Here is an 18,927-nt window from a genome sequence, read left to right as displayed (position 1 = left end):
TTTTAATCAAAGCATAATTCTTTGCTAAAAAACTAGTGCTTAACGAATTGGAATAATTATTGTTACTCGCTCTTTTATATTAAACGAATTAATCATGAATAAATATTTATCTATCATTGGAATGATCATGCTATTGGCATTGACTTCCTGTGGAACGGTGAGCGTGAGCAGTGACTACGACAGAAATGTGAATTTTCAGCAATTTAAAACTTTTGCTTTTCATGAAAAAGGTCTAAATAATTTAAAAATGAATGATTTAGACAAGCGTCGTGTAGTAGCAGCAGTTCAGCAAAATCTTGAAGAAAAAGGTTTGACGATGGCAAATTCTGAAAATTCTGCCGATTTGATCGTAAACCTCGTTGCTAAAACGCAAAAACATGTGAATGTAGATGTAGACCCATGGTATAATCCATGGTGGGCTGGTCTTTGGGGACCTTATGGCTACAACGGCTACTGGGGTGCACCGAATGTGAGAAAATACCACGATGGGACTTTGATCATCGATTTGGTAAATCGCAAAAACAATACGCTTGTTTGGCAAGGAATGGGTGAGGGATTAAACTTGTATAAGCTTTCTGACAAAGTAGAACGAATCCCGAAAGCGGTAAATGAAATTTTGTATTTCTACCCGCCTAAAAAATAAATTTTTATCTATAAAAAAATCCGTGTTCAGAGATGAGCACGGATTTTTTTTGTGTTTTGAAAAATCGAATTTTAATATGATTTTGCAAACAATACGCGTTGTTTACTTGGCTTGCCCGTCAATATACATTTTCCTTCTTCCAATTGATTATCTAAAGGAATACAACGAATTGTAGCTTTGGTCATCTCTTGAATTTTCTCCTCGGTTTCCGTAGTTCCGTCCCAGTGAGCAGACACAAAACCTCCTTTGTTTTCTAAAATATCTACAAACTCTTCCCAAGTATCGGCTTTGGTAGTATGCGTTGCACGATATTCCACCGCACGCTTAAATAAATTATTGTCGATTTCTTGTAAAAGATTTGGCACTAGATCGGTTACCTCATCGGTCGCGATGAATTGTTTTTCAAGCGTATCTCTCCTTGCCACTTCTACATGTCCTTTTTCTAAATCTTTTGGTCCAATTGCGATACGCACTGGCACACCTTTTAATTCATATTCGTGGAATTTCCAGCCTGGCTTATAGGCATCATTGTCATCGTATTTCACGCTAAGCCCTTTAGCTTTTAATTCATCGTGCATTCTCAAAGCTACCTCATCGATTTTAGCTTTTTGCTCATCGTTGAAATAAATTGGAACAATCACTACTTGAATCGGTGCCAATGTTGAAGGTAACACCAACCCTTGGTCGTCTGAGTGAGTCATGATTAAAGCTCCCATCAATCGCGTAGAAACGCCCCAAGAAGTTGCCCAAACATATTCTAATTTACCTTCTTTTGAATTGAATTTAACATCAAAAGCCTTTGCAAAGTTTTGCCCTAAAAAGTGAGATGTTCCTGCTTGCAATGCTTTGCCATCTTGCATCAACGCCTCGATACAATAAGTTTCATCTGCTCCTGCAAAACGCTCTGCTTCAGTTTTTAAACCTTTAATTACAGGAATTTTCATATAGTTTTCTGCAAAATCTGCATAAACCCCAATCATTTTCTCTGTTTCCTCAATTGCCTCCTCGCGAGTAGCGTGTGCTGTGTGCCCCTCTTGCCATAAGAATTCGGCAGTTCTCAAGAACAAGCGTGTACGCATTTCCCAACGCACCACATTTGCCCATTGGTTTACCAAAATTGGCAGGTCACGATACGATTGAATCCAGTTTTTATAGGTATTCCAAATAATGGCTTCTGAGGTGGGACGCACCACAAGCTCCTCCTCCAATTTTGAGTTAGGATCTACTTTTAATTTCCCTGGCTTTTCCTCGTCTTTTACCAATCGGTAGTGTGTAACTACGGCACACTCTTTGGCAAATCCTTCTGCATTTTTCTCTTCAGCCTCAAATAAACTTTTGGGAACAAATAACGGGAAATATGCATTTTGGTGCCCAGTTTCTTTGAACATTTTGTCTAATTGAGCTTGCATTTTTTCCCAAATGGCATAGCCATAAGGTTTGATTACCATACAACCTCTTACTCCTGAATTTTCTGCTAAATCTGCAGAAACTACTAGCTCGTTATACCACTTGCTATAATCCTCATTACGAGGCGTTAATTTTGCCATATCCTTCTTTTTTATTAAATATTTGCCAATCTTTTTCATGAAATTATAAATCGTTCAATATTGGCATATGATTTGAATTTTCTTGGTTAAAAATAAAAGCACAAATTTAATTATTTGTATATTTACATAAAACTTTTATGTCATGAAAAATAAAAATAAAATATTAAACTTAGCATTTCTGCGCATAATTCCGCTGGGATTGTTGTTTGCAGGGGTTTCTTCTTGTACCGTTTCTCAACCAATGGCAAGAGAAACCGATGGAATTTATTACGACCCTTCTGTGGATGTAAGAGAAGTTGCCGTGTATGATAATGGCAATGAAGATGTGTACTACGATGCAAGATATTACACCCAAACGCCTACTCAAGAAAAAGATTTGGTAAGGATTGGGGGTAAATATTTTGACGAAAATGGCAATGCTCCTGTATCTGAATACAAGGGAGACTGGCAAAGAAAGGATAGAAAGCCACGCTCCAAATATTCTACTTGGGGCGATGTTGACCAAGATGTAAATGTTTCTGTCAACTATTTTGGTTCTCCATACTATTCTGGCTTTGGCTTAGGATTAGGTTTTGGAATGGGCTATAATTGGTACTCGCCAAGATTTTATGGTGGATATTATCCTTATGGCTACTACAATAATTTCTGGGGCTGGGACTATCCGTTCTATGGAGGTTACGGATACTACTCTCCTTATTATGGCTATGGCTATAACTCTTGGGCTCCATATGCTCCGTATTACGGATATTATGGTTATAACAATCCTTATTATTACGGCGGTGGATATTATGGAAGCGGATATTATACTCCGTACTATGTGAAACCGGTGCCTGTAAAAAGAGGAAGTGTAATGGGTAGCAATGCAACAATAGCTCCTAGAAGAACTATGAACAATAGTGCTTATAACAGCAGCTACTACAATAATAGTTCAAGAAGTTCTTTAAGAGTTAGAAGCAATGCTCCTACCAGAAACGATGCGTACTCTACACAATCTAACGCTCCTAGAAGATACCAGAGAAGTACTAGAAATGAGAATTACAACAATTATCCTTCTACTCCTCCAGTGAGACGAGCAAGAGTGAGCTATGATACACCAAGCAGCAACTCTAGTTGGGGAAACAGCAACAGTAGCTGGGGTAGCAGCAGAGGTTCGTACTCTACTCCATCAAGAGGTTCTAGCAGTGGAAGTGGTAGATTATTCAAATAAAAAAATAACTAAAAAATGAAAAATAAATTTATAAAACTTAGTTGTCTTGGGCTTTTGCTAGCCTCTGGGGCTTTGAGTGCTCAACAGATCAACACAAATTATATAGAAGATATTTACCAAATCAATGATTACCAAGGGATCTATGGAACTTCACGATATCGTGCCTTGAGCGGATCCATGGGAGCATTGGGAGGAGATCTTTCTGCAATGAACGAAAACCCTGCGGGGGTGGGAGTTTTCATTAATTCTGAAGCCAACTTCACAGCTGGTGTATCCTCTAGTAAATTAAATGGTAATTATGAAAATAGTTCTTTCACAAATAAGAATAGCCAATTTAATTTAGGACAAGTAGGTGCTGTAATGGTGTTTAACACAGGAGCTCCTTCTGAGAAGTGGAAAAGCTTTGCTTTAGGATTAAATTACCAAAAAAGCTCTGATGTCAATAATGAAATAAATCTTCCTGTTGATATTCAATCTAGTGTAGGCTCGTTGAAGCAAATTTATTCGCAAAACGAAATTAATTCTAGTGTTACGAATTTAAGTTTTGCGGGTAATTACGACGATAAATTATACCTAGGGGTAGGCTTAAACTTTCGCCAATTTGAAAGTAGCAGGCTTAATGGCTTAGCTGAGTTTAATCCAACATCTAACCAAACTGTGAGCTACATTCAAGATTACTCGCCTAGTCGTAGAGAGGGAACAGGTATCTCTGTGGGGTTAGGTGTTATAGGAAAAGTAAACAAAAACTTACGCCTAGGATTATCTTACGAGTCCCCTACTTGGTATAGAGATGTTTCTGAAACTGCTATGGAGCATTTCTTAACTGATCGAAACCAAGCATTCTATGTAGTGAGCCAACAAAATTATGGTGAAAACGGATTTAATTCTGCACAAAAATTCACTGCATCTGGTGCCTTAATTTTAGGAAAAAAAGGATTGATCAATGTGGATTATACCTACAACGATTTTGGCTCTGTAAAATACACTCCAGAAAGTGATGAGATATTTCGTGGGGTAAATGATTACTTCAACAACTTTGTTTCTGGAAGCTCTAGCGTAAAAGTAGGAGCAGAAACTAGAGTTAAGGACTTAAGTCTACGCGCTGGATTTAAATATGTTCAATCTCCGTATAAAGAAGTGAGCTTTGAGGGAGTAAGAAACACTTTTAAACCTTATGGAGACCTGAGCGGTTTCTCTCTAGGATTGGGATACAACTTTGGCAACTTCTATCTAGACGCGGCTTACAGCTACTCTCAAAGAGATAGAAATCACCTGCTCAGCGGAATATATTTCAACAATATGCCTGGTGCCAATGTTAAATTTAGTGATATTGCACCTAATATTACAAACCCTGCAGATCCTGTATTGACTAATGGTGCTAGAACTAGCTTAGAAGTAAATACTTTTGCTAGAGATAACGGAGCTAATTTTGATGGAACTGGCTATGCCGCTTCTATACAAGATATCAAAGAAAAATATAACAACTTTTCTTTATCTTTAGGATTTAGATTCTAAAAATACTTTTTCATTAGTTTATAAAAAAGCCACTCAATTGAGTGGCTTTTCTTTTTTTCGGGAATAAGAAAATTCTTATTTATTTTTAAGTAAATCTCTAATCTGAGTTAATAATTCTTCTTGCGAAGGACCTGCTGGTGCTTCTGGTTTTGGCTCCTCTTTTTTCTTTAATGAATTAATTCCTTTAATCATTAAAAATAAAACAAAAGCAATAACAATGAAGTTTAAAACTGCAGCTAGAAAGTTTCCATACATGATTCCGTTCCAGCTTAAATCCGCAATTTTATCTACCTTAGCAGCTTTCAATGCTGGGGTTAAAATTAGTGGAGTCACTAAATCATCTACAAAAGATGAAACGATTTTACTAAACGCAGCCCCGATGATTACCGCTACTGCCAAATCTACAACATTACCTCTTGTTGCAAATTCTTTAAATTCTTTAAAAAATGCCATATATCTCTATTTTTTTTAATTCTTAGGATCTGTTACTTTCCAGCTCAACTTAGTCTCACCATCTTTTACGCCCCATTTATCGGCACTACCACCATTCACCTCTAGCACATAGCGATATGGTGCTGTTGCAGGATAATTATGTTCATCATAAGGCTTCGCATTTTTTTGCACATTGATTACAGTGCTATCTTGCCCTACAAAAATAATATCGAGCGGAATTCTAGTATCTTTCATCCAAAAACCAGAAGTGTTATCTTCGTCGAAAACGAAAATCATACCTCTATTTTCTAGCATGCTGCTACGATTCATCAACCCAATTTGGCGTTCAGAATCTGTGTTTGCCACCTCAACATCCAATTTCTTGATGATTGAATCGTTATTTTTCAACACTAAATCGCCTTCTTTAATAAATTCTATCTCGATAGGTGCATTGTTTGCCTCGATTTGAGTCGATTTTTTTTCGCATGAAACTAAAAAAGCTCCCGCAGCCAAAAGGCTTAATAATTGTATTTTAAAATTTTTCATATTCTATTTTTTATTAAAATATCCTTTGTTCGACAAGTACATCACCACAAGTCCAATGATGATAAATGGGATGCTCAATACTTGCCCATTGTTTAAATTCACCTTTAAAGTTTGAGCCACCCACTCTACACCTTGGCTTTCTTTAAAAAATTCGATAATGAATCTGATACTGAAAAGCAAAGTGAAAAATAGCCCAAAAATATATCCGTTTTGGTATTTTTTATTGGTTTTATTGTAAATCCACCAAAGCAGAATAAATAGCAAAATATAAGCAAATGCCTCGTACAACTGTGCTGGGTGTCTAGGCACGATTTCGCCATAGCTTAAGCTCTGTTTCTCGAACAACACCGCCCACGGCAAGTCGCTTGGTTTGCCCACGATTTCAGAGTTTACAAAATTCCCAATTCGCACAAAAGCTCCACCGATAGAAACACAGATGGCTAATCGATCCACAAGCCAAAGCATGTTCTTGCCTGGCAAATATTTTCTGGTATAAAGGTATGAACTTATCAAAAGCCCCACAGTGGCTCCGTGGCTTGCAAGCCCTTGAAATCCTACGAATTTGTAATTTTTAATTAAGCCAAAAAGAAACTCGCTCCCTGGCGAATATTGAATGGGTAAAAATACCTCTAGCGGACGCTCAATAAATGCGCTCGGATCATAAAACAAAAATTCCCCGATGCGTGCTCCCAACACGGCTCCAAAGAAAGTGTACATAAATAGCGGGTCTAGCTTATCCTTTGACACGCCATCGATTTTAAACATTTTTGCCATAATGTACCAGCCTACGACAAAAGCGGCTAGCCACATTAAGCTATAAAAATGTAGGGGTAATCCGAAAATCTCGATTCCTTCTGAGCCTTTGTAGGTAATGTATGCTAAAGTTTCTTTCATTATTATTTTTCTTTTTTGGGAACAGGATCTTTGCCACTACCTCCCCACGGGTGGCAGCGCATAATTCTCCTAATGGTTAAATAACTGCCATAGAAAAATCCGTGCGTTTTCAGTGCCTCGATGCCATATTGCGAGCAAGTGGGCGTGAATCGGCAATTGCGACCAAGCCATGGCGAAATAAGCATTTGGTAAAGTTTTATCAAACCAATGGCGGGCAAAACAAGTAATTGCTGAATGATTCTAGACATGGGGCAAATATACTGATTTTTAGTTTTCAGGCTAAAGATTTCTCTAAAATTTAGCCCAAAGCCTTTCCCCTACTATTGTATTGCGAAAAAAAGCACAAGTGATTTTGTACAAAATCACTTGTGCTTTTATAAATATCACTTGAGAAATTGGCTAAAAGCTCTTGTGCTTTCTGCTTTTTTTCAAGATTTCTTATAATAGGTATTCCAGCCTTGGTTGTGATTGGCTTTGTAATCAAGTGCTGGAACGGGAAAATTAAGTGCATCTGCCCTATCATTTCGTTGCTCTTTAAAAATTTTGATGGAATCTCCGCCTAATTCTTTAACAAACAACACATAGCAAACGCCATCTTTGTCAAATGCTACAATTCTATTTTCCTCTGGCACCACGGTATCCACCCGCATTGTATATGCCGTGTTTACAGCACTACCGTTTATTGCATAGCTTATGCTATCGTTGCCTAATTGATACTCGACATGGTGCTTTAGCCCTGGCATGGGGTAGAAATCCCGCTGCCACACAGAGTCTCCTTTAAATAATTGATTTCCTTTAGGAGAACATGCTACGATAAATCCCAAACAGAGACTTAAAAATATTAATTTTTTCATTTTTTTTCAATTTAAATAATGAATGATTATCGCCACAATGGGAGGTATGAATCCTAATGCAAAGAAGATGAATCCTCTTTTCTTAAAACTATTTTTGCCCGAAGCTATGAACAAGCCCGTTACCACAATTATGATAAGTGCCACCGAAAATATATCGGCAAACCACCGCCAAGCTTTGACATTGTTTCTGTGCAAAACATTGGCTTCATAAAAGACTGGACGACGGGTAATCTGCTCATAAACGCCCATTTTTTTATTAAAATCTACATGAAAGCTTGCATCTTTATAATAGATTTTCACTTGATAGGGCGTGGGAAAATCATAAAGTTTGTATTCCTTCTCGCCACAAAGCTGGCTCAGCTCGTGAGCTGTCTTGTCTGAAAAATGTGCCTTGTCTAATTCCTGTTTTATCTGAATTTCTTTTTTGTTTAAAATAAAATCAGGGTTCCAATCATCTATATGATTAAAGGCAATGCCCGATAGACAATAAATAATGACTAAGCCCGAAAAAAAGTATCCCAAGTCGCGATGATAATCTCGATTTAGTTTTATAAACTTTTTGTATCTACGGCTTTTAGTTTTCACCTTTATTGATTTTATCTACATATTGTTTAGTGATGTCTACTATCCAATTTTCTACATTTTTATCTGGCAAAATAGCGTCTGGTTTATACCCTACTTTCTCTTTATTATCTGCCACTTTGTCTATTGCACCTCCTATGATTTTCACTTGAAAGTTTTCATCGTGAGCCACCAAAACAGGAATTACAATATCTCTCTTTTTTTGTTTTAAAATCTCTTCTATTGCCCTTTGTGTAGGCTCTGAGCTATATCCTGCAATGTGCCCGCACCATGCATAGTTTAAATCTGTAATTCCTAAACTATCTTTAATGCTTTCTCCTATTTTTTTAAACAAGTTGCTCCATTCTGCCTCATAATCCTTGTCGCCATAGCCCACAAGCGTAACGCCTTCTTCTGCAGGCTGAGTAGAGAGTGCTTTTACTCTTCTCAGTACATTTTTCTCAAGAATATTGCTAAAGTCTAAAAGCGGAGCTATATGCACTTTTGCCTTGGCTGGATATCTTTCTATATTTTCAATTTTTAGAGTTTCCATAGACGAAGGACTTTCTTTAAGCCCCACGATGGTAGGAATATCCTCAAACGAGTGCGGACTCACGGTTAAGAACACGGGCACAATCAACACATCGGTATAGCCTTCTTTGTCAAATTCCTTCAAGCGTGTAGCGATTGAGGGCTCGTTATATTCCATAAAGGCGGTTTCTACGGCTTGGGCTGGCGTGTCTTTCAGTATTTCTTGTTTGGTGTTTTTTTCTAAATGTAGTAGTGCATTTCGCCAAGTTTCTGAGTGCGAACCATGGCTCACTAGTAGAACGGCAATCTTTTTTTGCCCATCATTCTCAGATGTTGTGGCATTTTCTTGCTTCTTGCTACAAGCCAGTGTGAGTAGCAATGTGCTGCATAATAAAATGTAATTTTTAATTCTTTTCATGATTATAATTAGTTGTTTAAGTTTATACTTATATAGTACAATGCCCCATCGATCATGGGATTGTAGAAATTGTAATTTTTAGGTTTATAATTGAGCATATTTCGCACGCCTAAGTTTAAGCGGGCATATTTTTTATATTTTAATGTCGCATTAAGCCCCATAACATAGTAGGCGGGATAATCTTGATAAAAGAATTTATTGTAATTATCCTTTACCCAAAACTTGATTCCGCTGTAATAATTTCCATTGCACGAAACTGATGTGGCTAGACTTGGACTAAGTTTGGTCTGATACTCCACGCTGTAATTGAATGCATGCGGGCGCGTGTCTGAGGCGTTTTTGCCGTTTATTTTCATTTCATCTTTGGTGTATCCGTAGCCTAGATTGATGTTTACATTTTTAAGCACAGAAATTTTAGACATAAAATCTATTCCCCAAACATTTTGCTTTTCAAAGTTTTGATATTGCAGCGTATCTTGGTGCGCATTTTTATACCTTAAGCCTAATTTGTCTTTAATATCTGTTTTAAAGAAATTGATGGCGTTGTAAAACTTTTTGCCATTCTGCTCAATTGTGAGCATATAGTGCTTGCTGTGCTCTGGCTTTAAATCCGTAGAGCCTATGATTCTAAACATGCCTAAATGATCCCAATCGGTGTAAAGCTCCTTGAGACTCGGCGAACGAAATCCTGTGGAAAAGTTCCAGCGTGCACTTATGTTTCTATAAATATTATGTTTAAAGGCAATTTTGGGCGTAAATGCCGTTCCGTAAAATTGGTGAGACTCTAGCCTTGCTCCCGCCAGCAAAAAGGCGTTTTTGCCCAGTTGCCAATCCAACTGACTGAAGAAGCTATACGAATGCACTCGTTTGGTTCCATTTTCTTGAAACATGTAGGTTTTCAACCTTTGGGAGAAAAACTCGGCACCGCTCAGCACCCCGATTTTGTCTTTTTTGTAATTCACGGCGTATTTGGCATTGAAGATACTACTGTTGTAATGATCGCTTATGCTATCTTTCTTTAGAAAAACTTCCCTTTTCTGGTAGGTATTTATATTATAACTAAACTGATGTTCCCAATGATTTCGGCGATAGTTTACTCGTAGCACTCCTGCATTATCGCTAAAGGTATTTTTAAAAATACTTTTTTCTGCCCCTGTGCTTTTTCTATCTTTGAAAAAATGCGAAACATCTACACTCGCCTCTAGATTTTCATTGAATTTATACCCTACAATTTGCCCCACTTTCCAGAAGAATTGCTCGGGTGCAAATGTTGTATTGAGCGTTTTATCTTTTTCGATTTCGCCATTTTCATAAGTTCTAAAAGCTAGCTCTGAATCTTTAAATTCCTTTTCTGCCCAAAAATCATAATTAAATATTGTTTTTGTACTTAATTTTTCGTTTGAATACGAGAGATTCAAATTGTTTTTAGACTGTTTCTGGGAATTATAAAGACTCGACAAACCTAGATTGAATCCTCTAAACGGCTTTTTGGTAATGATATTTATTACTCCGCCCACGGCTCCAGAACCATACAAAGTGGAGGAAGCTCCTTGCAAAACTTCGATTCTATCTATATCGTTTAGATTTATTTGGTTATAGTCCACATTATTTCTCGTTTCGCCAGCTAGTCGCTCTCCGTTTACGAGCACGAGCACAGAGTTTCCGCCCAGCCCGTGAAACTTTATATTGGGCTCTCCTGCATGATTTGTAAAACTTATGTAGGGAATTTCCTGCGTGAGCACTCCTTCCAAATCCACATTTCCCGTCGCATTGATCTGCTTTGAGGTTATAACTCTGGTATAGATGGCAGATTTGCTCAATGGCTTAGGCATTCTAGTGCCAGTAATCACCATGGGATTGAGTGAATATTCTTGCTCCTTGCCTTGCAATACCACCCATTGTTTTTCTCCAGAAACTTCTACTGTTTTGCCCGAAAAACCTTCTTTTTTAAATTTTAATTTAGTGCCTTTTTCGGGATAAAAAATGGAATCGCCTTGGGAGCATTTAAAGGTTTCTCCTTGATAAGTTACCCAAAAATCATGTATCTCTTTGCCCTCCTCTGTCTTTACGATAAAATTATGCGGGCATTGTGCCTCTAGGCTTAGCCCGCATAATACTATGAAAAATAGAAGAAACTTTTTGGTAAACATTTTTATTTCACTAATTTTCTTGAGCCATTAGCTTGGTAAAAGTATTTCCAAGTAGCCACAATTTTTTCTTTATTATCTCCTATATAATTCAAAAATTGGATTTTGGCATATTTTCCGTTTGCTGTTTTTATCACAAATACATTTTTGTACAATGTGTATTTTGGCGGCGGAGTAGAGGTATCTATATTAAGCCAAACAAGTTGATTGTTTTTAGAGCCATCTGGCAGTGGAGTCATTTGGTGAGTTTTGATGTTGTAAGATAAAATATTTGCCTTAACATCTTTTACATAACCCTCGGCAGGTGCCTCTGTCACTGTTGCAAAGTCCGTAGTCGTTAGCTTAATAGCCTCTCCTTTACCTTTTCCAGATGCTCCCCCATTTAATTTTACATCTCCACGGTGAAAGGCTATATCCCAAGCTAGGGATTCTTTTGGATTTTCGATGGCTACTTCCTTTCCTTGCTCGATGGAATAGTATGTCCATTTGTCATAAGATTTTGCACTGGTTTGCACTTCTACAACACCTGCATTGCCATCTACGACTTTTTTGCCATTGTCGTCGTCTGAACTGCTGCAGGAAAACATTACCAATGCTCCTGCAATTGCTAAAATTGATTTTTTCATATACTTTAAATTTTGACGCAAATCTATTTTTATTTATTCTAAATAAAAAGTATTGAATTTATTTTTTACATTATTTATGACAAAAATCATAAAAGATAACAATTAGAAAAGTGTTTTTAAAATATATTTACAATCTTACAAGCTATAATAAAAAACCCCACAAAATCGGATTTTGTGGGGTTTTCATTTACTTATTATTCTGTAATTTTAATCTAAAATCTGTGGGCGAAATGCCTATAAGTTTTTTAAAAACTTGAGAGAAATGCGAAGGGGTTTGAAAATTCAATTCGTAGGCAATTTCAGATATTGATTTGCCCGTCTGGAGAAGTGTTTTGCTGTAATCTATGTCTATCTCATTGATCCATTGCTTGGGTGTTTTTCCCGTTACTTCTTTTAGACATTTGTTTAAATAATTCTCTGTTAAATGGAGATGATCTGCATAAAAACTCACTTTTTTTTCTTGCTTATGATTTTCGTGCAAGAGGTTTCTAAATTTTAATGTAATTTCAAGAGATCGGCTCACTTTGGTAGGGTTTTGATTTCCCTGCTCTATCATTTTCAATAAAACGGCTCTCAGCATAGATAGCACAATCTCATTGTCTTGATATTGATTCACAAAGAGTTCGTATTCCATCAGTTTTAAAACCTTGATAAAACTTTCGAATCCTAAATTCTCTGAACTAAAATAAGGGGAAATGAAAAATAAATTGGGGTGTTTTATCGTAAAGTGAGGCGAAGTAAATATTTCGTTTTCAAACAATAAAAAATACCCCTCTATATCCTTGGTGATTTCTAAAGTGGCTGTGATGGAGCCTTGCTTTATGTACAAAAATTCTCCTTCGTTCACTACATATTCCTCGCCGTCTAAATATTGTTTAAGCCTTCCTTTTTTCACAAATAATACAAAGTTAAATGTGGTGCGATAGGGCGTTACGGGAATGAGAATATTGCGCAAATAGGATTCTAACCGATATAGTTGTATCGATGATTTATTATTTAAAATTAAATCTGATACATCGGGCAGAAAAGATTTTTTGTATTCTGTGTTGGATAATATTTTGATTGAATTTTCTTCGCTCATAGTAAAAAGACAAAATACCAAAGATTGTGCTCTTTTGGTATTTTGTTCTAATTAATTTTGATTAAAATTTGAATGAAACTCCTAATTTCATAAAGAATGGTGTACCAGGAGTATACGCCAAGTCGGTGATAGGCTGGGCTTCTCCTCTAAGCTGAGTTTCTGTGGCAAACTGCGCTTCGTTCCATTCTACATTGAACAAGTTTTGAATTTGCAAGTTCACGCCCCATCTTTCTTTGTTATAATTTAGCAATAAATCATTTACAAAATAAGATTTGGTTTTGATTGTATTATCTTCATTTGCTGGATTTTCTCCCATAAAGCGGTATTGTAAATTGGCTGAAAAACCGTTTAGGAAGTTCCAACCGATTCCTCCAGTGCTCACCCAAATTGGTGCTAGCGGAATGTAGTCTTCGCCCTTAGGATCGTCGATAGAGCGAGCGTGTGCATAGCTCACATCTGCATTAAAGTATAAATTCTCGGTTGGTTGATATCTCACACTCAAATCTGCTCCCAGTCTTCTTGTTTTGCCAGATGGCTCTACCACTGCCTCGTCTCCTACATACACAAACTCTTGTTGCAAATATGTGTACCACAAAGTAGGGGTTATGATCAAGTTTTGCAATGGTCTTAATCTCACTCCAAAATCTGCCCCCAATGAGTATGGTAAAATTTCTTTACCATTTTGAGCAATCACTACTCTAGCATCGTTTGAGTGGAATCCCATGCCTGTTTTTAAGAACCACAACGCATTTGGGCTTAGCTCATAAGACATGTCTAATTTAGGGCTCACTCGAGTAGCTTCTTCTGATTTGTCGATAGGCAATTCTTTGTCTAAATTTCCTAATTCTGGATTTGTTCCTTTCAATAAATTTTGAAGATTGAACATGAAATGATCTACCCTTAAAATTGGATTGATTGTAAATTTTCCTGTTTTGTATCTAAAGCTTGTATAAGCATGCAGATTAGATTCTGTACCTTTAACATCTGATAATCTTCCGAGCAATTCATCTCGCTGAAACACTCTGTTGAGTTGTAATTTCCCAATATTGTCGAATCTAAAGCCTACGCCCGATGTCCATATTGCGTGAGAATTACCAAAATCTAAATTTTTGATGTATTTACTTTCTCCGCCATAGATATTTCTATCATCTGTCTGCTGAATTTCGTCGCCTTTATTTTTGTCTTCTTTATAGAATGTAAAGTTTGAAAACAGATTAAAGGCGTATTTGCTATACCATAAATTACTTTCAAATCTCTCGGTATCGCTCAAGATGTTTTTGTATTGAAGCAAGGCGTTGATTCTCGAAGTGTTCCCTCCCTCGGTAGGGTCTATACTGCCGAATCTACCTATGATTTTCTGCTCCACGGCGCGTGTTGGGATTTGCCCAGACGCGTTCCAATCGGCATTAAATGATGATAATTGTAAATTTACATATTGCTTATTATTAAACCATTGGTTGTATTTCAAGAATAAATTTACTCGGTTAAAGTTTTGTTTCACATCAAAAGGCCCATCGGTATAATTATATTCCGCTGCGGCATAAGCATACTTTCTATCTTGATGATTGTGCAAAAGGTTTAATTGAGTGTAAAGTCTTTTGGTATTAAAGCTTCCGCCTTCAACTTTCACCATGGATTGATCGATTGAGTTTAAAGTCTTAAAATCAACATATCCTGCGGTGTTGAAGTCTCCTCTGTCTACGTAATAACTTCCTTTGCCGAAATCGATGTAATCAATTGTTTCTGGAATCACAAAGTGCAAATCTGCATAACCTTGCCCATGAGCATGAGATACGATGTTCACAGGCATTCCGTCTGCATAAACGGCTACATCTGTCCCGTGGTCGGAGTCAAAACCTCTCAAGAAAAGCTGTTCTGCCTTCCCCCCGCCAGCATGCTGAGCGATGAATAAACCTGGCACTTTTCTAAGTAAATCCTGTGCTGTGTTTACGGGAACTTTGTTTAAATCTATTTTTGTAATGTTTTTGATAAAATCACTACTTGTTACTTTTAAATCATTCAAATGCACCATTTTATTATCATGAATGGTATCATTTTCAAATTTAGCTTGGGTTTCTTGAGCCTTTATGACTGAGTTTAGCCCAATAAGCCCTAAAACGCTTAATAAAATTCTTTTTTTGTTCATTTTTATGTTTTTAGAAATCAAATGTAATTTTTGATAAAACTGGATCTAAATATTTTTTAATGATTAATGTAATCCATGTGCCTGCAACAAATGGGAAGGTGAGCACGCCTCCAAAAATGTCTAGAGCATTGCTCTCGACTAGGGCTATGTCTATAAACCATGTCAATAAAATGGCTACCAAAACCCAGAATCCGTCTATTTTCTTAAATCCTGCAAATACAATGGCTGAAAGCACAACATTGAATCCAAATAATCCCATATGGATTTGCTCCATGCTCTCGCCATAATGGTGCGAAAGTGCCGCCCCCAGCAATGAGGCAAATAAGCCATATAATGCTGCGGCTGGCTTGCTAATGAATACTGCCGCAAAGAATAAAACGCCAGACCAAAAACCTCCTTGAAAAATCACTTCGCCAAATCCATTGATTGATGTGGCAAAATCATCTAAATCATCGATTTTAATATCTGCCGACAAAACATCTGATGGCGGAATGTCTGTAAATCTGTGTAATAAGAAAACTATACACCATGTGATGATGATGAATGGAAGTGTGAAAACAGGAATATTTTTTCTTATAAAAAAATGCTGCACAACGGTAGCCAAGCCTCCTCCCAAAACGACTAAAACCCAAATAATCACCTGAGATTGAAACATAAAAGTCAATGCAACGCCCACCAATGCGGCACTGAACCCATACAATCCCTGATTGATTTCTTCGGCAGGGTACTTTAAAAATCTTGCCACTAAAGTTCCTGCCAAGGTAGCCAAAAGTCCGCCTACGCCCATTTGCCAACTTCCTAAAAATATTCCGATCAAGAATAATAATCCTGTGAGGCTATTTTCTTGCAACATGATTTGCCCTATACCTTTTAAAACTTGAGTAACTAGAGCTTCTTTTTTTAATAAATTCATTTTTTAAATTCTATTTTTTTATAGACCAAAGAATACTACTCCCACACCACAAAGCGTAACCACGGCTCCACTTATTACATTCATGTATTTTTCAAAATTTTGAGATTGAATGAGTGTATAGCCATATCTTCCGAGCATTACCATAAGTAGCATTGTGAGCACAGTGCAGGTAGTGAAACTCACGATTAAAACCACAATTTCTGTAACCGAACGGTTTATCCCTGAATAAAACAACAAAGGAATAAGTGGCTCGCTAGGTCCCATGACAAAAATGGCAAAAAGCACCAATGGCGTAACTTTAATTCTATTTTGTGGCATCACAATTTCGCTATGATTGTGCTCGTAGACATATACATCATCTCCCATTACATCAAAATGCTTGTGTGGCTTGTTTCTCACCACTTGGATTATGGCATACACCAGATAGGCTACTCCAAAAATCAACAAAGCCCAACCAGATACATTTCCTCTTATGTCCTGAAACCAAGAAATCTTGTTAAGCTGCCAACCTAAAAATACGCCCACTAGCCCCAAAAGCACAGAACTCAAAACATGCCCTAAACCGCAAATAATCACGATGAATGTTGTTTTGAACATGCTCCATCTTTTAGATTTAGAAAGCACAATGAATGGCAAATAATGGTCTGGACCCGAGGCGGTGTGCACAAAACTGATTGATATAGATGTAATGGCTAATGCCAATAAAGTAGTATTCATAATTAATTTTTTTCCCAGATTAAATCTTGTATTTCTAAAAAGAAATTATACATAGCTTCTCCTCCTTGCCCCAAGGCTCTGAATACAAAACCGCCTTCTTGCATCGCTGAAATTCCAAATTCTAATAAATTATTATCATTTGCCTTTTCATAAATTTTCTCTACCCATTCAGCAATGTTTTCGTCTTTATCGGTTGAGTAATATACTAGCGTGCCTTGGTGAGTAAATTCCTCCAAAATCCCGATGCTACTGATTGGAATTTGCTGAGGTTTTAAAATCACATTATCCTTCAGCACTAGCTGATCTTGGTATTTAATTTCCATTAAGTTTTGAAAATGCTTGAATTTAAAAAGCTCCCCGTGGTGTTTTCTTCCACAAGTAATGATTTCGCTTAAAATCACACGGCTTTTCTCGCCCATTTTCACGCTTGTTTTGCTTTTAAATGTTGAATTTTCGTGTGGCACAATAGGATGCGGAACATAGGAAAAAAACGACTCATCGCCCACTTCTACCTGCATCGTTTGGCTTGCTTCTCCGTCCATGTTAAATAATCTTTGATAGGACTGAGACTGGATTTGCAAATTGGTTTTGGCGTCTAGATCAATCTTTAAGTCATAATGGTCTCCGCTTAATATTCCTGGCGAAGAGCTCATAATCATGGCATAAAGTTTATTGTCATTTTTTCGCTGCCCCACGGGAACTAACCTAAAAGGACGCGTTAAAAACACATCTTTTAGGTAAGATTTTTCATTTTTAAAGCCTGCTTGTATATGTAGTTTACAATCCATTTATCTCACAAGATTGGGTTCTTCTACTTCTTCTAAGAGTGCATATTTTTTAATCCAACCGATGACTGACTGTAGCCCTTCATCTGTTTTTAAGTTGGTAAACACAAATGGGGCTCCACCACGCATTCTTCTAGCGTCGCGCTCCATTACTTCTAGGCTTGCTCCCACATGTGGCGCCAAATCTATTTTATTGATTACCAACAGGTCTGAACGAGTGATTCCAGGTCCTCCTTTTCTTGGGATTTTTTCGCCCTCTGCCACATCGATGATAAAAATGGTAACATCTGCCAAGTCTGGACTGAAGGTGGCTGATAAGTTATCCCCACCACTTTCAATTAAAATCAATTCTATGTCTGGGAAGCGTTCTACAAGCTCGTCTACTGCCTCTAGGTTCATACTCGCATCTTCGCGGATCGCAGTGTGAGGGCAACCTCCTGTTTCTACTCCTATGATTCTATCTTGTGGCAACAAACTATTTTTTGCCATAAATTCTGCATCTTCTTTGGTATAAATATCATTGGTGATAACGCCAAGATTATAGGTACCATAAAGTTGTCGGCTTAATCTTTCTAGAAGTGCAGTTTTCCCAGAACCTACTGGTCCTGCCACTCCTACTTTTATATATTTTCTTTCTGAATTCATTTTTGGTTGTTTTTTAATTATTTTAATTTTTATGACATATAAAGTCTTGAATATAAACGCTCATGCTGCATGCATCTGATATCAAATGCTGGATTGCATAGCCCGATTTCTTCTTGCATGATTTGGAGCGTTTCCTCTGTTACTTCCTGCAAAATGGGCTGGAGCCTAAAAAGTATATCTTGCCCTTCCAATTGCCCTAGAGGCACCAGTTTCACGGCATTGGTTATCATACCAATGGCTGCGTTGTAATAGAAAGCAAAAAGTGCCTCTCTCAATGGAATTTGCAATAAGTATGAAAAGAGCCCAAATACTACGCTATAATTGGTATCTGCTTTTTTATTTTTCACAGCTTTTTGATACTCATTGATTAATTCAAAACTTTTTTGTCTTATGAAGATTTTTATTACTCTTATCCCTAGTTTTTGACTTGCTTCTCTGATTTCTTTTGGGCATTTTAATGCAGTACATTCTTTGTCTAGTGCCAAAATTTGCGCTAAATCATTGCGACTGGCTGCCTCGTAAGCAAATCTCACAAAGGCACCATCGTTATACTTCATGTTATGTTTAAGCATATTCACCACAAAGGTCTCTGCAGATTGCGCATCTTTCACTATTTTTTTCTGAACATAGGTCTCTAGCCCATTTGAATGGGTATAGCCCCCGATGGGTAAAGTGGGATCTGATAAGTGTAATAAACTTCCTAAAAAAGATGTTTGCAT

At 37.2% G+C, this 18,927-nt stretch carries 20 protein-coding genes; 3 read left to right on the top strand and 17 right to left on the bottom strand.

Annotated features, from left to right (window positions below):
- Nucleotides 1-94: 94 nt before the first annotated feature.
- Nucleotides 95-643, top strand: a complete 549-nt coding sequence (locus tag ORNRH_RS08265; protein WP_014791400.1) for a DUF4136 domain-containing protein — start codon at nt 95-97, stop codon at nt 641-643.
- 71 nt (nt 644-714) lie between these two features.
- Here the strand turns inward: ORNRH_RS08265 and proS are convergent, their stop codons facing one another.
- On the bottom strand, nt 715-2,190 hold the full coding sequence (gene proS / locus ORNRH_RS08260) for a proline--tRNA ligase (protein ID WP_036602037.1): 1,476 nt from the start codon (nt 2,188-2,190) through the stop codon (nt 715-717).
- Nucleotides 2,191-2,332: 142 nt separating this feature from the next.
- Here proS and ORNRH_RS08255 point away from each other — a divergent pair, with 142 nt between their 5' ends.
- Together ORNRH_RS08255 and ORNRH_RS08250 are read left to right on the top strand one after the other, a co-directional pair.
- Nucleotides 2,333-3,397, top strand: a complete 1,065-nt coding sequence (locus ORNRH_RS08255) for a hypothetical protein (protein ID WP_014791398.1) — start codon at nt 2,333-2,335, stop codon at nt 3,395-3,397.
- A 15-nt stretch (nt 3,398-3,412) separates the two neighbouring features.
- Complete coding sequence (locus tag ORNRH_RS08250) at nt 3,413-4,912, top strand: OmpP1/FadL family transporter (RefSeq protein WP_014791397.1); 1,500 nt, start codon at nt 3,413-3,415, stop codon at nt 4,910-4,912.
- 75 nt (nt 4,913-4,987) lie between these two features.
- Here ORNRH_RS08250 and mscL read toward each other — a convergent pair whose 3' ends face one another.
- The 16 genes from mscL to ORNRH_RS08170 form a co-directional block, all read right to left on the bottom strand.
- Complete coding sequence (mscL, locus tag ORNRH_RS08245; RefSeq protein WP_014791396.1) at nt 4,988-5,365, bottom strand: large conductance mechanosensitive channel protein MscL; 378 nt, start codon at nt 5,363-5,365, stop codon at nt 4,988-4,990.
- Nucleotides 5,366-5,380: 15 nt separating this feature from the next.
- Complete coding sequence (locus tag ORNRH_RS08240; RefSeq protein ID WP_014791395.1) at nt 5,381-5,890, bottom strand: DUF192 domain-containing protein; 510 nt, start codon at nt 5,888-5,890, stop codon at nt 5,381-5,383.
- Nucleotides 5,891-5,893: 3 nt separating this feature from the next.
- Nucleotides 5,894-6,784 (bottom strand): prolipoprotein diacylglyceryl transferase, encoded by an 891-nt coding sequence (gene lgt, locus ORNRH_RS08235; protein ID WP_014791394.1) that lies wholly within the window; start codon nt 6,782-6,784, stop codon nt 5,894-5,896.
- Between the two features lie 2 nt (nt 6,785-6,786).
- Nucleotides 6,787-7,032 carry a membrane protein insertion efficiency factor YidD gene (yidD, locus tag ORNRH_RS08230; protein ID WP_014791393.1) on the bottom strand — a complete coding sequence of 82 codons (246 nt, stop codon included), beginning with the start codon at nt 7,030-7,032 and terminating at the stop codon, nt 6,787-6,789.
- 180 nt (nt 7,033-7,212) lie between these two features.
- Entirely contained in the window at nt 7,213-7,638 is a 426-nt protein-coding gene (locus ORNRH_RS08225) for a hypothetical protein (RefSeq protein ID WP_014791392.1), read from the bottom strand.
- A 6-nt stretch (nt 7,639-7,644) separates the two neighbouring features.
- Nucleotides 7,645-8,223 (bottom strand): PepSY-associated TM helix domain-containing protein, encoded by a 579-nt coding sequence (locus tag ORNRH_RS08220; RefSeq protein ID WP_014791391.1) that lies wholly within the window; start codon nt 8,221-8,223, stop codon nt 7,645-7,647.
- Nucleotides 8,213-9,148 (bottom strand): sirohydrochlorin chelatase, encoded by a 936-nt coding sequence (locus ORNRH_RS08215; protein ID WP_014791390.1) that lies wholly within the window; start codon nt 9,146-9,148, stop codon nt 8,213-8,215. Before ORNRH_RS08215 ends, ORNRH_RS08220 begins: the two co-directional genes overlap by 11 nt.
- Before the next feature lie 8 nt (nt 9,149-9,156).
- A complete protein-coding gene (locus ORNRH_RS08210) occupies nt 9,157-11,298 on the bottom strand; it encodes a TonB-dependent receptor plug domain-containing protein (RefSeq protein ID WP_014791389.1) in 2,142 nt (713 codons plus the stop codon).
- Between the two features lie 2 nt (nt 11,299-11,300).
- Complete coding sequence (locus tag ORNRH_RS08205) at nt 11,301-11,921, bottom strand: HmuY family protein (protein ID WP_052040747.1); 621 nt, start codon at nt 11,919-11,921, stop codon at nt 11,301-11,303.
- A 187-nt stretch (nt 11,922-12,108) separates the two neighbouring features.
- Nucleotides 12,109-13,002, bottom strand: a complete 894-nt coding sequence (locus tag ORNRH_RS08200) for an AraC family transcriptional regulator (RefSeq protein ID WP_036601870.1) — start codon at nt 13,000-13,002, stop codon at nt 12,109-12,111.
- A gap of 61 nt (nt 13,003-13,063) precedes the next feature.
- Nucleotides 13,064-15,148: a TonB-dependent receptor gene (locus tag ORNRH_RS08195; protein WP_014791386.1), complete on the bottom strand. Its 2,085-nt coding sequence runs from the start codon at nt 15,146-15,148 to the stop codon at nt 13,064-13,066.
- Between the two features lie 10 nt (nt 15,149-15,158).
- Nucleotides 15,159-16,061 carry an urea transporter gene (locus ORNRH_RS08190; protein WP_014791385.1) on the bottom strand — a complete coding sequence of 301 codons (903 nt, stop codon included), beginning with the start codon at nt 16,059-16,061 and terminating at the stop codon, nt 15,159-15,161.
- Between the two features lie 18 nt (nt 16,062-16,079).
- Nucleotides 16,080-16,778, bottom strand: a complete 699-nt coding sequence (locus ORNRH_RS08185; protein WP_014791384.1) for a hypothetical protein — start codon at nt 16,776-16,778, stop codon at nt 16,080-16,082.
- A gap of 2 nt (nt 16,779-16,780) precedes the next feature.
- Complete coding sequence (locus tag ORNRH_RS08180; RefSeq protein WP_014791383.1) at nt 16,781-17,566, bottom strand: urease accessory protein UreD; 786 nt, start codon at nt 17,564-17,566, stop codon at nt 16,781-16,783.
- Complete coding sequence (ureG, locus tag ORNRH_RS08175) at nt 17,567-18,208, bottom strand: urease accessory protein UreG (RefSeq protein ID WP_014791382.1); 642 nt, start codon at nt 18,206-18,208, stop codon at nt 17,567-17,569.
- Nucleotides 18,209-18,237: 29 nt separating this feature from the next.
- Complete coding sequence (locus ORNRH_RS08170) at nt 18,238-18,927, bottom strand: urease accessory protein UreF (protein WP_014791381.1); 690 nt, start codon at nt 18,925-18,927, stop codon at nt 18,238-18,240.

The sequence above is a fragment of the Ornithobacterium rhinotracheale DSM 15997 genome (genome assembly GCF_000265465.1).
Classification (GTDB): domain Bacteria; phylum Bacteroidota; class Bacteroidia; order Flavobacteriales; family Weeksellaceae; genus Ornithobacterium; species Ornithobacterium rhinotracheale.
This window is presented reverse-complemented; position numbering and strand designations above follow the sequence as displayed.

What these genes read in the sequence shown, in the direction of transcription:
- ORNRH_RS08185 (WP_014791384.1), bottom strand. Translation starts at nt 16,778, where the DNA reads ATGAATACTACTTTATTGGCATTAGCCATTACATCTATATCAATCAGT.
- ORNRH_RS08210 (WP_014791389.1), bottom strand. Translation starts at nt 11,298, where the DNA reads ATGTTTACCAAAAAGTTTCTTCTATTTTTCATAGTATTATGCGGGCTA.
- ORNRH_RS08200 (WP_036601870.1), bottom strand. Translation starts at nt 13,002, where the DNA reads ATGAGCGAAGAAAATTCAATCAAAATATTATCCAACACAGAATACAAA.
- ORNRH_RS08250 (WP_014791397.1), top strand. Translation starts at nt 3,413, where the DNA reads ATGAAAAATAAATTTATAAAACTTAGTTGTCTTGGGCTTTTGCTAGCC.
- ORNRH_RS08255 (WP_014791398.1), top strand. Translation starts at nt 2,333, where the DNA reads ATGAAAAATAAAAATAAAATATTAAACTTAGCATTTCTGCGCATAATT.
- ureG (WP_014791382.1), bottom strand. Translation starts at nt 18,208, where the DNA reads ATGAATTCAGAAAGAAAATATATAAAAGTAGGAGTGGCAGGACCAGTA.
- lgt (WP_014791394.1), bottom strand. Translation starts at nt 6,784, where the DNA reads ATGAAAGAAACTTTAGCATACATTACCTACAAAGGCTCAGAAGGAATC.
- ORNRH_RS08265 (WP_014791400.1), top strand. Translation starts at nt 95, where the DNA reads ATGAATAAATATTTATCTATCATTGGAATGATCATGCTATTGGCATTG.
- ORNRH_RS08170 (WP_014791381.1), bottom strand. Translation starts at nt 18,927, where the DNA reads ATGCAAACATCTTTTTTAGGAAGTTTATTACACTTATCAGATCCCACT.
- ORNRH_RS08240 (WP_014791395.1), bottom strand. Translation starts at nt 5,890, where the DNA reads ATGAAAAATTTTAAAATACAATTATTAAGCCTTTTGGCTGCGGGAGCT.
- yidD (WP_014791393.1), bottom strand. Translation starts at nt 7,032, where the DNA reads ATGTCTAGAATCATTCAGCAATTACTTGTTTTGCCCGCCATTGGTTTG.
- ORNRH_RS08225 (WP_014791392.1), bottom strand. Translation starts at nt 7,638, where the DNA reads ATGAAAAAATTAATATTTTTAAGTCTCTGTTTGGGATTTATCGTAGCA.
- ORNRH_RS08205 (WP_052040747.1), bottom strand. Translation starts at nt 11,921, where the DNA reads ATGAAAAAATCAATTTTAGCAATTGCAGGAGCATTGGTAATGTTTTCC.
- ORNRH_RS08190 (WP_014791385.1), bottom strand. Translation starts at nt 16,061, where the DNA reads ATGAATTTATTAAAAAAAGAAGCTCTAGTTACTCAAGTTTTAAAAGGT.
- ORNRH_RS08180 (WP_014791383.1), bottom strand. Translation starts at nt 17,566, where the DNA reads ATGGATTGTAAACTACATATACAAGCAGGCTTTAAAAATGAAAAATCT.
- ORNRH_RS08215 (WP_014791390.1), bottom strand. Translation starts at nt 9,148, where the DNA reads ATGAAAAGAATTAAAAATTACATTTTATTATGCAGCACATTGCTACTC.
- mscL (WP_014791396.1), bottom strand. Translation starts at nt 5,365, where the DNA reads ATGGCATTTTTTAAAGAATTTAAAGAATTTGCAACAAGAGGTAATGTT.
- ORNRH_RS08195 (WP_014791386.1), bottom strand. Translation starts at nt 15,148, where the DNA reads ATGAACAAAAAAAGAATTTTATTAAGCGTTTTAGGGCTTATTGGGCTA.
- proS (WP_036602037.1), bottom strand. Translation starts at nt 2,190, where the DNA reads ATGGCAAAATTAACGCCTCGTAATGAGGATTATAGCAAGTGGTATAAC.